This is a genomic window from Paraburkholderia yinzeri (genome assembly GCF_046581065.1).
GTDB lineage: Bacteria > Pseudomonadota > Gammaproteobacteria > Burkholderiales > Burkholderiaceae > Paraburkholderia.
In genome coordinates this window covers 1,152,208-1,167,377 of record NZ_JBFOCJ010000001.1, presented here as the reverse complement: position 1 = coordinate 1,167,377, position 15,170 = coordinate 1,152,208, and the positions used below count along the sequence as shown (strand labels likewise).

The 15,170-nt window shown below is 64.7% G+C and carries 14 protein-coding genes; 9 read left to right on the top strand and 5 right to left on the bottom strand.

What is annotated here, in order from left to right; genetic code table 11:
• Window positions 1-68: 68 nt before the first annotated feature.
• From WJ542_RS05685 to WJ542_RS05675, 3 genes are all read right to left on the bottom strand, one after another.
• The gene (locus tag WJ542_RS05685; protein WP_411188364.1) at window positions 69-1,343 is read right to left on the bottom strand and encodes an Hsp70 family protein; all 1,275 of its coding nucleotides are present in this window, start codon (window positions 1,341-1,343) and stop codon (window positions 69-71) included.
• Between the two features lie 222 nt (window positions 1,344-1,565).
• A complete protein-coding gene (locus WJ542_RS05680; protein WP_411188363.1) occupies window positions 1,566-2,168 on the bottom strand; it encodes a nitroreductase family protein in 603 nt (200 codons plus the stop codon).
• A gap of 104 nt (window positions 2,169-2,272) precedes the next feature.
• Window positions 2,273-3,556, bottom strand: a complete 1,284-nt coding sequence (locus tag WJ542_RS05675) for an MFS transporter (RefSeq protein ID WP_411188362.1) — start codon at window positions 3,554-3,556, stop codon at window positions 2,273-2,275.
• Between the two features lie 155 nt (window positions 3,557-3,711).
• On the opposite strand from WJ542_RS05675, the gene WJ542_RS05670 reads away from it, so the two are divergent.
• Window positions 3,712-4,371, top strand: coding sequence for a TetR/AcrR family transcriptional regulator (locus WJ542_RS05670; RefSeq protein WP_411188361.1), 660 nt, complete (start codon window positions 3,712-3,714; stop codon window positions 4,369-4,371).
• A 49-nt stretch (window positions 4,372-4,420) separates the two neighbouring features.
• Complete coding sequence (locus WJ542_RS05665; RefSeq protein ID WP_411188360.1) at window positions 4,421-5,005, top strand: DUF1415 domain-containing protein; 585 nt, start codon at window positions 4,421-4,423, stop codon at window positions 5,003-5,005.
• Here the strand turns inward: WJ542_RS05665 and WJ542_RS05660 are convergent.
• Window positions 5,002-5,880: a class I SAM-dependent methyltransferase gene (locus tag WJ542_RS05660; RefSeq protein WP_411188359.1), complete on the bottom strand. Its 879-nt coding sequence runs from the start codon at window positions 5,878-5,880 to the stop codon at window positions 5,002-5,004. The genes WJ542_RS05665 and WJ542_RS05660 overlap by 4 nt on opposite strands.
• Before the next feature lie 366 nt (window positions 5,881-6,246).
• Between WJ542_RS05660 and WJ542_RS05655 the strand changes: the two genes are divergently transcribed.
• A complete protein-coding gene (locus WJ542_RS05655; RefSeq protein ID WP_411188358.1) occupies window positions 6,247-6,567 on the top strand; it encodes a DNA-binding protein in 321 nt (106 codons plus the stop codon).
• A 75-nt stretch (window positions 6,568-6,642) separates the two neighbouring features.
• Here WJ542_RS05655 and WJ542_RS05650 read toward each other — a convergent pair whose 3' ends face one another.
• A complete protein-coding gene (locus WJ542_RS05650; RefSeq protein WP_411188357.1) occupies window positions 6,643-7,776 on the bottom strand; it encodes a methyltransferase in 1,134 nt (377 codons plus the stop codon).
• Between the two features lie 199 nt (window positions 7,777-7,975).
• On the opposite strand from WJ542_RS05650, the gene WJ542_RS05645 reads away from it, so the two are divergent.
• The 6 genes from WJ542_RS05645 to WJ542_RS05620 all read left to right on the top strand — a co-directional run bounded on the left by WJ542_RS05645 (window position 7,976) and on the right by WJ542_RS05620 (window position 15,100).
• Complete coding sequence (locus tag WJ542_RS05645; RefSeq protein ID WP_411188356.1) at window positions 7,976-10,804, top strand: type IIG restriction enzyme/methyltransferase; 2,829 nt, start codon at window positions 7,976-7,978, stop codon at window positions 10,802-10,804.
• Window positions 10,805-11,180: 376 nt separating this feature from the next.
• Complete coding sequence (locus WJ542_RS05640; protein WP_411188355.1) at window positions 11,181-11,522, top strand: hypothetical protein; 342 nt, start codon at window positions 11,181-11,183, stop codon at window positions 11,520-11,522.
• A gap of 108 nt (window positions 11,523-11,630) precedes the next feature.
• Window positions 11,631-12,602, top strand: a complete 972-nt coding sequence (locus WJ542_RS05635; protein ID WP_411188354.1) for a DUF932 domain-containing protein — start codon at window positions 11,631-11,633, stop codon at window positions 12,600-12,602.
• Window positions 12,603-12,678: 76 nt separating this feature from the next.
• Window positions 12,679-13,674 (top strand): YqaJ viral recombinase family nuclease, encoded by a 996-nt coding sequence (locus WJ542_RS05630; protein ID WP_411190484.1) that lies wholly within the window; start codon window positions 12,679-12,681, stop codon window positions 13,672-13,674.
• Window positions 13,675-13,715: 41 nt separating this feature from the next.
• Entirely contained in the window at window positions 13,716-14,681 is a 966-nt protein-coding gene (locus WJ542_RS05625; RefSeq protein WP_411188353.1) for a recombination directionality factor, read from the top strand.
• Window positions 14,678-15,100, top strand: coding sequence for a hypothetical protein (locus WJ542_RS05620; protein WP_411188352.1), 423 nt, complete (start codon window positions 14,678-14,680; stop codon window positions 15,098-15,100). The genes WJ542_RS05625 and WJ542_RS05620 overlap by 4 nt, the downstream gene beginning before the upstream one ends.
• The last annotated feature ends 70 nt before the right edge of the window (window positions 15,101-15,170 follow it).

Here is a 15,170-nt window from a genome sequence, read left to right as displayed (position 1 = left end):
TCCTGATGGCAAGCTTACCGAAAAACCCCATGCTTCTTCCGGAAGGTGGGGTTTTTCTTATCCGCGCTTCAGCCGAACAGGCGCTGCGCGTGAATGCCAAGACCCGTCGCCACGCTCGCGAGGCGATCGCCGAACACCGGGCGCGCCTGCGGGAACGCCTCAGCAAGCGCCTCGGTCAGGAACAGGAGGCCCGTGGAACCGCCCGTGAAATAGAGCGCGCCCACGTCGGCAGTCCTCACGCCTGCCGCCTGCACCGTCTCGCGCGCGGCCTCCACGATGCGGCGCGTTTCTTCGCGGCCCGCCTCGATTAGTTCGGCGTTGTCGAAGGCGAGCCGCAGATCCGGCTCCACGGCCTCCAGATCGATCAGGGTCTCGCCGCCCGCCGACACGCCGATCTTCGCCTCCTCGCCGCGCGCCGCCAGCGCGTGACCCAGACGCTGCTCGACCACGCGCATCAGGCGGTCGTGATGCCGCGCGTCGCGATACAGGTGACGCATCAGCTTGAGGTCGGCGGCACGCTTCGGGGTATAGACCGTATTGATCAGATGCCACGTCGCGAGGTCGAAGTACACGCGATTCGGTATCTCGCGGCCTTCCGGGTCAAGCGACTGATAACCCAGTTCGCGCAGGATCGTCGCCAGTTCGACACGGCGGTCGAAATCGGTGCCCGCAACATGGACGCCATGGTGCGCGAGGACATCGCCCTTGCGTTCGAGCCGCTGCACGCGCGCCGGCCCCACGCGCACGAGCGAGAAGTCCGACGTGCCGCCGCCAATATCCGCCACCAGCACGAGCCCCTCTTCCGTCAGCCGCGATTCGTAGTCGAACGCGGCCGCAATGGGTTCGTACTGGAACTGAATCTCGCGGAATCCCACCGCGCGCGCGGCCGCTTCGAGCTGGTCCTGCGCAAGCTTGTCGGCGCGCGGATCCTCGTCGACGAAGAAGACCGGCCGGCCCAGCACGGCCCGCTCGATCGGCTCCCCGGCGCAGGCCTCGGCGCTGCGTTTGAGGTGATCGACGAAAATCGCGATGATGTCCGTATAGCGCATGGCGCTGCCGTCGCCGAGATCCGTCGTGCTCTCCGCCAGCGGCGAGCCGAGGATGCTCTTCATTGAGCGCATCAGGCGCCCGTCGAAACCGTCGATATAGGCGGCCAGCGCCGCCCGGCCGAATTCGCGGGTGTGTTCGTCGGTATTGAAGAACACGGCGGTGGGCAGCGTGACGTGCGCATCTTCCACGGGCGCGAGCCGCATGGCGCTGCCGGACGCGTCGGACGGGCCGGATGAAGGCAGCGCCACCGCCGAATTGGAGGTTCCGAAGTCAATCGCGCAGAACGTGGTCATGGCAGGAAAGCGTGCCGCGCAAAGTCGCTCGCGCACGTCAGGAAGGGCTGGGAAGGACGGGCTTTTTATCACGAAAGCCAGATGGCGGGCAACCTTGGGGCCACTGCGGCGCCATGTTGCAGCGCCGCAGTGGCGGCAAAGAAAAACGCGCGGGAAGGCCGCGCGTTTTTTGTCCAACAGGGGTCCGACGGCGCGCCTTTGCGGTGCGCCCGAGCGCTCGAATCAGCCCTTGAACGGCTTTTTCCACGCGTTCGCGTAAGCGATTTCCCCCACCGCCGCGCGCGTGCGCTCCGCCTTCTCGCGGTCGCGCAGCACGGGTTCGAGCTTCTCGGCGTCGCCATAGTGGCCAATCGAGATGAACGCAAGCGGTTCCACGTCGTTCGGCAGTGCGAACTCGGTGCGGAAGGCCTGAACGTCGAAGCCGCTCATCTGGTGCGCCGCGAGCCCGAGCGCATGGGCCTGCAGGACGAGCGACATCGCCGCCGCACCGGCGTCGTATTGCGCCGTGCGATTCACTTCGCCCTTCGTGTTGAGCGTCTGCGCCGTCACCGCGATCAGCACCGGCGCCGGCGCGTTCCACTGCTGGTTGAACGGCACGAGCGTTGCGAACGCGCGCTTGAACGCAGCCTCGTCGGCCGCGCGGTCGAACACGATGAAGCGCCACGGCTGCATGTTGTAGCCCGAAGGCGCCCAGCGCGCCGCCTCGATCACCGCATGCAGCGCCTCGCGGCTCACCGGTTCGTTCGAATACGCGCGCGGGCTCCAGCGGCCGGCGATCAGTTCATGGATGGGCACGGCTGTCGGTGCGGGTTTGTGCTTCGTCATGCCTTGTCTGTCCTTCAGTGAGGGCGCTCGCCCGGGGGCCATCAGGATAACCGGAGCGCGCATTTCGCGCTCGCGTGCCCTCGAAAGCCCGGGCGCCCCGCCGCTCAGACCGCCTGCACGCCCACCGCACGCGAGCCGCGGTTGATCCGCAGCACGAGGAACGAGGCGACGAGACACAGGCCGCCCGAAATCATCGAAGCGACGGTGTACGTGCCAAGGCTCGAACGCAGCAGCCCCGCGCCGAAGGCCGCGAAGGCCGCACCCAGTTGGTGACCGGCCACGACCCAGCCGAACACCACAGGCGCGCGTTCCTTGCCGAAAACGTCGGTGGCAAGACGCACCGTCGGCGGCACGGTGGCGATCCAGTCGAGACCGTAGAACACGGCGAAGATCGGCAGACCGAAGAAGTCGATGCCGAACGCGTGCGGCAGATAGATGAGCGAGAGCCCGCGCAACCCGTAGTACCAGAAGAGCAGCACGCGGCTGTTGAAGCGGTCCGAGAGCCAGCCCGAGAGCGTCGTGCCGAACAGGTCGAAGATACCCATCGTCGCGAGCAGCGACGCGCCCTGTACTTCGCTCAGGCCATAGTCGCCGCACATCGCGATCAGGTGCGTGCCGACATAGCCGTTCGTGCTCGCGCCGCAAATAAAGAAGCTGAAGAACAGAAGCCAGAAGTCGCGGGAGCGGCTGGCCGACGTCAGTGCGCCGAACGCGATCTTCAGCGGATTCTGTTGCGGCGCCGGCGGCTCGACGGGCGTGTCGTGATCCTCGCCGTAGGGGCGCAGCGCCATGTCGGCGGGCCGCTCCGGCAGCAGGAGCGCGACCAGCGGAATCACCGCGGCCGCAGCAACCGCCACCACGAGCACCACGGGCTGCCAGCCGTATTTCTGCGCGATGGCCGCAAGAAAGGGCAGAAATACGAGCTGGCCCGTAGCCGAGCTGGCCGTGAGAACCCCCATGGCGAGGCCGCGGTGCGTCGTGAACCAGCGCGTGACCACCGTTGCCGAAAGCGAAAGCGCGGCCACGCCCGTCGCGCCGCCCACCATCACGCCCCAGATCAGCACCATCTGCCACGGACGCGTCATCAGCGCCGACAGCGCCACGCCGGCTGCCATCGAGCCGAGCGCGACGAGCAGCGTCGGCCGCACGCCGAAACGCTGCATCGCCGCCGCCGCGAACGGCCCCATCAAGCCGTACAGCGCGATGTTCACGGAGATCGCGAGCGAGATCGTCGCGCGGCTCCAGCCGAACTGGTGCTCGAGCGGCACCATCATCACGCTGGGCGTCGCCCGCGTGCCCGCCGCCGAAAGCAGCACCAGAAACACCACCGCCACGACGAGCCACCCGTAGTGGAAACGCCCGCCCACCATTTTTGCCGCCCAGTTCATCCTCGCTCCTGTCGCTCCGTGCAGAGCCGTGTCCGTCCTGCCATCTTCCAGCATGTACGTCGCGGCAACAGTTTGTTACCGACCAGTCACAAGTGTGTTGCGATAGTAGTGACCAGTCGGTAACATGTCAAGCAGATCCCATCGGCGAGAAACTCATGACCGAACACGCCCCCGCTTCCAACGCCCGCACCCCGGGCAAGCAGCGCATGCAGATGGCAGGGCCGCGCGCGCAGGAGCATCTGCTGCTCGCGGCGGACGAACTGTTTTATCGGGAAGGCGTGCGCGCGGTAGGCATCGAGGCTGTCGTGGAACGCGCGGGCGTCAACAAGATGAGCCTGTACCGGCAATTTTCATCGAAGGACGATCTGGTTGTCGCGTACCTGAAACGCTGCGACAAACGCTTTTTCGAGCGCCTCGAAGCGAGCGTCGCGAAGCATCCGGGCGAGCCCGTCAAGCAACTGTTCCAGTATTTCGACGATCTGACGCAGCGCGCCTCGGTCCCCGATTACCGCGGCTGCCCGTTCGTGAACATCGCCGCCGAATTTCCGGATACATCGCATCCGGCGCGTCATTCCGTGGCCGACAACAAAGCGAAGCTGATTGCGCGGTTGACCGAGCTGGCCGAAGCCGCGCGCGCCGCCGATCCCGCCGCGCTTGCCAACGAACTGGCGCTGCTGGTCGAAGGGATTTACGCGGCGAGCCAGACCTACGGCCCGGGTTGCGGGCCGATCCTTGCGGCGCCGCGCATGGCGAAGCTATTGATCGAAGCCGCCTGCCGGGCCCCGCTGGACGCAACACCCTCGAACGCCGGCTGAGACGCGAGACCGCGCGGGCTCGGTCGCATGCCGCCGGTAAAATGACGCGATGACCGATACCGCCGCCCCTCGCCCCGACCACGCCGAGATTCTCGCCACCACCCGCCACTGGCTCACGCGCGCGGTGATCGGCCTGAACCTCTGCCCGTTCGCAAAGAGCGTGCACGTGAAAAAGCAGATTCGCTATGCGATCAGCGAGGCGAGCGATCTTGCGGGCGTGCTCACCGATCTCGAAACGGAGCTGAAGGCACTCGATGCAGCCGATCCCGAGCAGATCGACACAACGCTGTTGATCCTGCCCCACGCGCTCGCCGACTTCCTCGATTTCAACGACGCCCTGGTTTTCGCCGATCAACTGATCGCGCAATTGCACCTGGAAGGCCGGCTGCAGATTGCGAGCTTTCATCCGCACTACCAGTTCGAAGGCACCGAGCCCGACGATATCGAGAACTACACGAACCGCGCCCCCTGGCCGGTCCTGCACCTGCTGCGCGAGACGAGCATCGAACGCGCGGTCGAGGCGTTCCCGGACGCCGCGGATATCTACGAACGCAACCAGGCGACACTGCGCCGCCTTGGCCTGCAAGGCTGGCGCGACTGGATGAACCAGCCCGGCAACGAAGCCGGAGATTAAGAAGGGACCGTCCCGGTGACTGGCTCGGGCGCGGGGTCCGCGCCGCCATCGTCGGTAAAGAAGCGCTCGTTGAGTTCGGCAAGGCCCAACGTGTCGAGGATCTCGGCAAGCCGCTCCGCGGGCCGGCGCCGCGACAGGTTCTTGTACTGCGCCACGATGAGTTCGTTCTTCATCGAGTGCTCCCATCCCACGAGCTCCGTCACGCTCACCTGGTAGCCGTGCGCCTCGAGTTGCAGGCAGCGCAGCACATTGGTGATCTGGCTGCCGAACTCGCGCGTATGCAGCGGATGACGCCAGATCTCCGTCAACGCCTGGCCGAGCGACTTGCCCTTATTGCGCCGCAGCACGCCCGCCACTTCGGCCTGACAGCACGGCACGACCACGATATGGCGCGCGCGCTTTTTGAGCGCGAAACGTAGCGCGTCGTCGGTAGCGGTGTCGCAGGCGTGCAGCGCGGTCACGACATCGACCTCGGGCGGCAGTTCGCTCGACGTGATCGAGTCCGCGACGGACAGATTCAGAAACGACATGCCCTCGAAGCCCAGCCGCTGCGCGAGTTCGCGCGAGCGGCGCACGAGCTCGTCGCGAGTCTCGATGCCGATGATGCGCGACTTGTCGTGCAGTTCCTTGAAAAACAGGTCGTAGAGGATAAAACCAAGGTAGGACTTGCCTGCGCCGTGATCGACGAGCGTGACGTCGCGGCCGTCCTGCTTCACGTCCTTGAGCAGGGGCTCGATGAACTGGAACAGGTGATAGACCTGCTTGAGCTTGCGGCGGCTATCCTGATTCATCTTGCCGTCGCGCGTGAGGATATGAAGCTCCTTGAGGAGCTCGATCGACTGGTTCGGACGGATTTCGTAAGTCTTGCTGGACATCGGTCGGGAACTGGAGAGGTATCTTTTGCCGCGTTACGTGCGACAGATGACGGAACGGAGAAGATTTACCTGCCATTTTACGAAAAAAGCAGGGCAAGGCCGCCACGCAAATCGAGCGGCCCGAAGCGTCCGGAACGCTGCCCCCCACGTCCGGACGGCAGGGAGGGGGTTGATTAGAAAAGACACGGCGGACATTCGTCCCCGATGTCCAGAAGGGACCAATGGGAGCGCAACCATCCGGCCATGCACCGGACGGAGCGCATGGGAGGTCGCACCGGTCGTTCCGGCGGCGACGGATCAGGCACGTCGCAGTCTGTCGATGCGTAGCGGACGCACGACGCTGCACGTCCTTGTACGAGGCTCGCAATGAATACGAAACCGGACGGAGATGCCGAGCAGAAATTCCAGGAATTGCTCGCGAAACTGCTCGTCGTTCCCGAGTGGACCGAAAAGCAGCAACTGGAGCTGGAAATGGCGCGCGATATCTCGGTGGAAATGCTGCGGATTGCCGAAGAAATGCGCGACGGCGCAAGCGATCTCGAAACCTGCCTGATTCTGCTGAAGTATGCAAAGGTTCTCGACTTCGTGATGTCGGCGCTGGCCGCTCGCCGGGACATCAAGCCGCAGACGTTGCGCGTGATCTTCAAGCTCGCGGGATTGAAAGTCGACGAGGCCTATCCCGGCTAGCGGGCTTTGCCGCGCTCGAGCCCCGAAGCGCAGGCGCCGTGTCGTGCGCTTCGGCGGACCGGCTTTTGCCCGTGCTCACGCCGGCCGAACTTTCAGGCGCCAAAGCGAGGTCACTTCCTTCGCGCGCGCTTCGTATAGCGGGTCGGTGCGATCCGCGGCCTTCGGGTGACGCGCGCGGATATCCTCGCGTCCCATCACCGTGAGGCCGGCGCTCGCGATCATCTCCGTGAGCGCTTCGCGTGTGCGCAGGCCGAGATGCTCGGCAAAGTCGGAGAGGATCAGCCAGCCCTCGCCGCCCGGTTCCAGATGGTCTTTCAGGCCATCGAGGAAACCGCGCAGCATGCGGCTATCCGGATCGAAGACGGCGTATTCGATGGGCGAAGCGGGCCGCGCGGGCACCCACGGCGGATTGCAGACGACCAGCGGCGCCCGGCCCGGCGGGAACAGGTCCGCTTCGACCACCTCGACGCGGTCCCCATGGCCCATGCGCCCGAGATTCTCGCGGGCGCATGCCAGGGCGCGCGGATCCTGATCGGTGGCGACGACCGTCTTCACGCCGCGCGCGGCAAGCACGGCAGCGAGCACGCCGGTACCGGTCCCGATGTCGAACGCCTTCTCGAGCGACGGCAGCGGCGTGCGCGCGACGAGATCGACATATTCCCCACGCACCGGCGAAAACACGCCGTAGTGCGGATGAATGCGCGCGTTGCCCAGCGCCGGAATTTCCACGCCCTTCTTGTGCCATTCGTGCGCGCCGATCAAGCCCAGCAGTTCGCGCAACGAAACTGCCGACACCTCCCCCGTCGCCGGCCCCCACGCTTCCTCGCAGGCGAGCCGCGCATCGGGTGCGCGACGCAGCGAAATCGTGTAATCGCCTTCCAGGGGGATCAGCACCATGCCCAGCGTGCGTGCCCGTTGCGACTGCGCCTGCCGGTGCAGATTGAACGCATCGAGCGGCGAAGCGGGCGCTTTGCGCGGCTTGCGGTCGGCGCGTCGCGCCATGGCCTGCAGCAACTGACGCGCGTTCTGGTAGTCGCCTCGCCAAAGCAGCGCCGTACCCTCGCAGGCGAGACGGTAGGCGGCATCCGCCGTCGTGCGGTCGTCGGCGAGCACCACGCGCTTGGGCGGCGGCACGCCCGCCTCGGAGCGCCAGCGGACGGTGCGCGGGCCATCGGTATCGGGCCAACTAAGGGTGAAGATGTCGGTCATGGTAGTCGTAGGCAAAACGGCGCGGCCGCGGCGGCGCCATCATATAGCAGAGCGACGTGACGTGCGGCACGGGCTCTCGCCACCTGCCACGATCATCGCCTCTTCGCGCGCGAGCGTCGACCCGTACGGGGAGCTCGCGCTTAAAATGAGCGGCGCCCGGCGCTTTACGAGCATCGGCGGACGACTCCCAAGAAAAATCATGCCCGAGACCGACAGAAAAAGACGCGTGCGTGCACGCCGCACGGCGCTCGACGAGCGTTTCTACGCCGAACTGCTGCATATTGCGGGCCTGTGCGAGACCGTCGAGAAGGGCAAGCCGGCCATCGCGCGGCACCCCGTGCACGCGAGAATGCACGGATCGCTCGTCGAAAATGCGCTGGCCCGCATCGAGGCGCGCGATGGAGCAGCCGGTTCAGCGGATGTGCAGGAGGAACGATTCGGCATGGTGGTGCGGTTGTGCGTCGCGTGGCTCAGCCGTCTCGTGTTCCTCAAGCAGCTCGAAACGCGGCTCCTCGCGCTACACGACAACGACCCGGCTTACGCGTTTCTGCGCGCGAACCGCATTCGCTCCTTCGGCGAACTCGACGCCTTGTGTCGCAACGTGCTCGCCGATGCGGCCGCCGGAACCTGCACGCGGATCCCTCCGCTTTCGCCGATCCCCCGCTTCGACGGTTCGCTCTTTGCGCCACACGATCTGCAAGGTGTCGCGATCCCGCTCGGTGCGCTCGCCGACGCGCCGCCATTGCCTGTCTACGCCGAAACGACCCTCCCCCACGCGGAGGGCCCGCTCTGTCCCGTTGCCTATCTGCTCGATTTTCTCGATGCTCACGCTTTCGCAAGCGAAGCACCGCTGCCGGGCAATGCGGGCAAACCGAAGGTCGATACGGCAACGCTCGGTCTGATCTTCGAGAAGTTCAACGGCTACCGCGACGGCGCGTGGTTCACGCCGGGGCGTGTCGCCATGCACCTGTGCCAGGCGGCAATCGAATCGGCCACGGTCCGCCGGTTCAACGAACGCAAGGGTTGGCACTGCGAAACCATCGATCAGTTATGCCAGGCAATCACGGATCGCGACGAAGCGCGTGCAATCGTGGACGGTCTGCGCATCTGCGACCCGGCGGTGGGTTCCGGCCATCTGCTCGTTTCGGCGCTCAATGCCCGGATTGCGCTGAAATCGCGGCTTGGACTGCTGACCGATACCGAGGGCCGCCCGCTTGCAGGTTATCGATTCGAGGTCGCGTCGGACCGTCTCGTTGTGAAACGGACTAACGACGACCCGCTGCACGGCGCGGACGGAAAAGAAGAGCGCCGCCGGCTCGACGCGGCATTGTTCAAAGAAAAACGGGCAATCGTCGAGAACGGCCTCTTCGGCGTGGACATCAATCCCGATGCGGTGAGAATGGCGCGGCTGCGACTCTGGATGGAACTGCTGGCACACGCCGCTTACGACGCGAATGGCGAGTTCTCGACGCTGCCGAACCTTGACGTCAATCTCCGCGTCGGCAACGCAACGATCAGCCGGTTTGCCCTCGACGCACCGATGCATGGCACGCCGCCAGAGAAGATCGAGGTCGTTCGGAATTATCGCGACGCGGTTTCACAATACCGTGCCGCGGCATACACGAATCACACGCAACGGCGAAGCACCAGGGACAGGATCGCGCAGACACACGCGGCTCTGCTGTCGACGCTGCGCCCGGCCCCCCTGCAAGCATTGCGCGCGTCGTCGCGCATCCTCGAAAGCGCTTTCGAATGGCGAACCGGATTCCCGGAAGTGCTCGATGACGACGGCACATTCCGCGGCTTCGACGCCGTCGTCGCCAATCCGCCGTACATTGACTCCGAGCGCATGGCCAACGACGGCCAACAGGACTTGCGCGAGCACCTCGCGCAACGCTGGCCGGCGGCGAAGGGCAACTGGGACCTCTACGTCGTGTTCATGGAACTTGGGCTCGCTTTGCTCGCGCCCGCGGGGGCGATGGCGTGCCTCACTCCGGACAAGTGGCTCTCGAAGCCGTTCGGCGACGCGTTCCGCGCGCGCCACCTGGACAAGATCGAACGCATCGTCGCGCTGGGCCGCAATGTGTTCGAGCAGGCGCTGGTCGATTCGATCGTCACGGTCTACGCGCAGGAGGGCACCGCTATCGTTTCGACGGCCCGGCTCGAAGGCGACGCAGTCACGCCGCTCGCGCATACGCCGAAGGCTGAACTGGGCGCACCGTGGAGACTCGATGCTCTGCTTTCGCCGCACTACACGTTCGTGCGGCAAATCGAGCGCTCGCACCCTGCACTCGGTTCGCTGCTGCGTTGCGAGAACGCATGCGCGACATCGGACGCGTATCGGCTCAAACCGCTCATCGAAGAAGCAAACGGTGGGTTCTGCGCGCAACGTCAGTTCCGGGTGATGAATACCGGAACGCTGGGCCAGTTCGTATCGCGCTGGGGCGTCAAGCCGATGACCTATCTCGGCGAGCGATACAGGGAACCCGTGGTCGAGCGGGCGCGCTTCACGGCGGAATTCGCCAACGCGTACCGGGAGCGAGCCGACGCGAAAAAGGTGATCGTGAAGGGACTCACACGACTCGACGCCACACTGGACCTCGACGGTGACACGATCCCGGGAAAAACGACGCTGATCCTGCGTTCCCACGACGACGGTCTGCTGAAGTTCGCGGCAGCGGTGCTGAACTGCCCGCTTTCTGCGTTCTTTTTGCGAGCGCGTTACCCGTCCGCCAGCTATAACGGCGGCATTGCGTACACCAAGGCGATGATCGATTCGGTGCCGGTGCCGGGAGAGATCGAGGTTCGGAACGCGGTGGTCAGGCTGGTTGATGAATTGCTGGCGCTCGACCGCGCGGGGCGCGCAATTGAAGCTGTGGCAGCGGCCCGGGAAATCGATCGAGTGCTGTATGGGGCTTTTGGGCTGTCCGCGGAGGAAGTCGAGCGAATGTCGGCCTGCTTGCCGACAACGATGGGCAAACTTTCGTCCCCGGATTTCGGCACCCGGAAAGCACAAGGGGTTACGTGATTTTCACGTAACCCCTTGCTTTGTTTGGTGGCTGCAGGAATGTAACAAATCTACGCAACACCCACCAGACAAGGACAGATGAAATCCAAAGCTCCATTCATGCCCCCAGAAGTGCCCCCAAATTCGAGTGGCACACCGATTCAGGTCAGTGCCTTCAATGGTTGACGCGGCATTCGCAGCAGCTAGCGATTGTGCATGCCGTCTTAACGTACTGCACGGCGCTGGGCGCCGCAACCTGAATTTGACGCCCCCAGCCCGACAACATCGGTGACGGTCGGCCGATCGTAAAACATCTCACGCCTATATCACCTCATTGAGCATCCCCCCGGAATGCTTGGGCAACGCCGTTTGCCCCGACTCTCCATGAGGTTGATACATGAACCATTCACTTTCCTGCCCCCGCTGCAGTTCCACCCGTATCACTACGCGGGATTACGGTCGCAAGGCCGGTGGTGTCGTCGGCGCGTCGGTCGGCGCAGCCGGTAGTGCTGCTGCCGCGCTCGGCGGCGCTGAAGCCGGCGCGGCCCTCGGCATGGTCGCCGGTCCGGTCGGCTCGCTCTTCGGTGGCCTGGCCGGTGCGCTCATGGGCGCATTGTTCGGCGGCGCCGCAGGTTGTGCCGCGGGCTCCGCGGTTGGCCAACAACTCGACACCCATGTGCTCGACAACTACGAGTGCCAGGCGTGCGGCCATGTTTTCGGCCAACCGCACTCGTCCTGACGCCTGACGGCGCTTTCGCTTTCCCCCTTTCGTGCCGGGATGCCTGCCGCCCTTCGGGGCGGCAGGCATCTTCGCATTCTGTTTTCCGCTATCTATCAGGAGTTCACCATGCATCTCGTTCAATCCATGGCCTACGTCGGCGACACCCCGTGGCATGGTCTCGGCAATCCGCTCGCGCCTCGCCAGCCGCTCGAAGTCTGGGCGCGGCAGGCCGGCATGGACTGGCGCATCGAGGAAGCCGAAGTGCGCTTCGTCTCCGGCAATGCCGGTTCCAGCCTCGGCTCGATCCACGCCTTTCCTGAACAGAAGGTTCTCTACCGGTCCGACACGAAGGCTCCGCTATCTGTCGTGTCGTCACGCTATCAGGTCGTCCAGCCCGCCGACATACTGGAGTTCTATCGTGACCTGACCGAAGCGGGTGGCTTCGAACTCGAAACGGCTGGCGTCCTCAAGGAAGGCAGGAAGCTCTGGGCCCTCGCCAAAACCGGCCAGAGTGCAACCCTCAGGGGACGCGACCGGGTGAACGGCTACCTCCTGCTTGCCACCGCCTGCGACGGCACACTCGCAACCACCGCCCAGTTCACGTCCGTACGCGTCGTGTGCAACAACACGTTGGCAATCGCACTCGGCGACAGTACCAGCGCTGTCAAGGTGCCCCACCGCAGCCAGTTCGACGCCCAGGCCGTCAAGCGCCAACTCGGCATCGCTATCTCGTCCTGGGACGGGTTTATGGCGCGTATGAAAGCCCTGTCTGAACGCAGGGTGAGCGACGAAACTGCCGAAGCCTATTTCCGCCGCGTGCTGACCTACAACGCAGGCAGTACGTCCGATCGACCCGTTTCGGCCACCAATGATAGTGCCGTCAAAGCTGTACAGACACTGTTTGGTGGCCAGGGCAAAGGGGCCGATCTGGCCTCGGCAGCCGGAACCGCCTGGGGGCTGCTCAACAGCATTACCGAGTTTGTCGATCACCAGCGTCGCGCGCGCAGCGAGGACCACCGGCGCGACGCGGCCTGGTTCGGTGCGGGCGCCACGATCAAGCAGAAAGCGTGGGACGAGGCCATGAAGCTTGTCGCATGAGTCCCATCCCTTCATCACGTCATACACGCCCGGCCGGATTGCTCCCGCCGGGCGTTTCTCTTTTCAGGAGGTTCCCATGTCACAGCCTGAAGCCGCCGGGAACAGCCGCAGGCGCCCGGCCCTGCGTCTGGTGGAAACAAAGGACATGCCGCGTGAAGACTGGCTTGAGGTGAGGAAAAACGGTATCGGTGGTTCGGACGCAGCCGCTGCGGTCGGGCTGAATCCGTACATGAGCCCACTGGAACTCTGGCTCATCAAGACCGGGCGCGACGCGAATCTGGCTCGCCCCGATCCGGACGACACAACGGAGCCGGTCTACTGGGGCTCGTTGCTGGAGCCGATCGTCGCGGCGTCCTACACAAAGCAGACCGGAAACCGCGTGCGGCGTGTCAATGCCGTGCTCCGGCATCCCGCGATTCCCTTCCTGCTCGCCAACATCGACCGCGAGGTGATTGGCACGCCCGGCGTGCAGATCCTTGAGTGCAAGACGGCAGGCGAATTCGGTGCGCGACTCTGGCGCGAAGGCGTACCGGAGTATGTGCAGGTCCAGGTCCAGCACCAGCTCGCGGTTACGGGCAAGCAGGCGGCCGATGTCGCCGTACTGCTCTGTGGCCAGAAGCTTGAGGTCCACCGGATCGAGCGTGACGACGATCTGATCGCACGGCTCATTTCGCTCGAAGCGGCGTTCTGGCGATTCGTGGAAACCGATACGCCACCTCCGGCTGACGGGTCTGATTCAGCCGATCGTGCGTTGCGCTGCCTGTATCCCGGTACGGGCGGCACGGTCGACTTTACGGACGATCGTCACCAGTCGTCGGTGTTCGCCGATCTCGTTGCACTGCGCGCTGACATCGAACAACGCCAGACGCAGGAAGCGTTGCTCAAACAGACCATCCAGCAGGCAATGGGCGAAGCGGACCGGGCCATCTTCGAGACGGGTTCGGTGTCGTTCAGGCGCAGCCGCGACGGTACGGGTGTCGACCTCAAGCGGCTGCTCGCCGATCACCCGGACTTCGCCTCGCAATACACCCTGACAAAACCGGGTTCACGCAGGTTTCTCGTCTCCACCTGAACTTCCTTTCCCTGCTTTCCTTCCTTTACAGGAGTATCAAAATGCTCAAGGGACTTTCCATCACGCCGCCCGTCATCGGGCGCATCTCCATCGGTCGCGTTGTCGAGAAGAACGGCAAGCGCCTGCCGGAAAAGGACGACCAGTTCACGATCACCACGCAGGTCCAGAACCGGGACGGATGGATGCTGCATCCACTCAACGAATCGCTGCGCAAGGCCGAATCGGGCAAACCCGCCGGCAAGCTGCGCGCGATTCCGGTCCGGTTCCTCTTCAACGATCCGGACCTCAACCTGCGCGCCGGGTACTCGCTGTTCGACCGCGACACGGGCCGCCCCGTGTGCGTCGGCAATGGCGAAACCTGCCGGCGCGCGGGCGACACCGGCATCGAGGAACTGCCCTGCCCGTCGCCAGACGGCTGCGCATTCGGTCGCGCCGGTAACTGCAAGCCTTACGGGCGACTCAACGTTACGATCGGCGACGAGGACGAGCTGGGTTCGTTCATCTTCCGCACGACCTCGTACAACTCGATCCGTACGCTCGCCGCCCGTCTGCATTACTTCAGCGCAGTCTCGGGCAACCTGCTCGCGTGCCTGCCACTGGAACTGAAGCTGCGCGGCAAGTCCACCACGCAGAGCTATCGCTCGGCGATCTATTACGTGGATCTCGCCGTGCGATCTGGCAGTACGCTGGAAGCCGCGATCACCGGGGCGCGCGAACTGGATGCGCGGCGCAGGGCGGCGGGTTTCGACCAGCAGGCGCTGGACACCGCCGCACACGCCGGTTTCAGCAACGGTGCCTTCGAGGACAGTATCGAGGATGGTGCTGCGGTCGTCGACGAGTTCTATCCCGATGCCGGCCAGACGGAGGGTGCAGGGCCGGGTACAAACGCAGACGCCGGCAGGGAGGACACCAGCGGCGAGCCGGCCACGACCTCGCGGCCGGAGTCGTCATCGCTGCGCCAGAAGCTCGAACGCAAAACGGCGCTTCTCGGCGGCAACGCAGCATGAACACTGACGACATCCGCAGCCAGAACGCAGCCGTGTGCATGCCGTTCGTCTGTCGTGACGGACGGCTCCTGCCCCGCTGTCACGATCAACTGACCGATCTTCCGCCGGGACTGTATCTCGCGCTGTTTCATGGGCGCAACGATCCCGATACCGGTATGGACGACTGGGGGTTCGACGGGCCGGTCATCGGGCCGCTCGAATACGTCCATACGACCTATGCATCCGATGTGACGCTGCGTTTCGTCGACGGGCAGACAGCCGCACGGTATTTCCCCGATACCGGGTTCATCACGAACCTGGCGACCGGGGTGCGTACGTGCTGCACCGATGCGGCACTGGCGATCGCGCACGACCTGATCGTCTTCGATGGCCGGTACTTCGACGACTGGTCGGTATTCGTTGCCGGTCAGCGCACGTAGCCAACGCCTCCCCGCCCGGTTTCTCTCTCCGGCTTCTTTCTCTCATTCCGTTCACCGGACGCCTTCAACG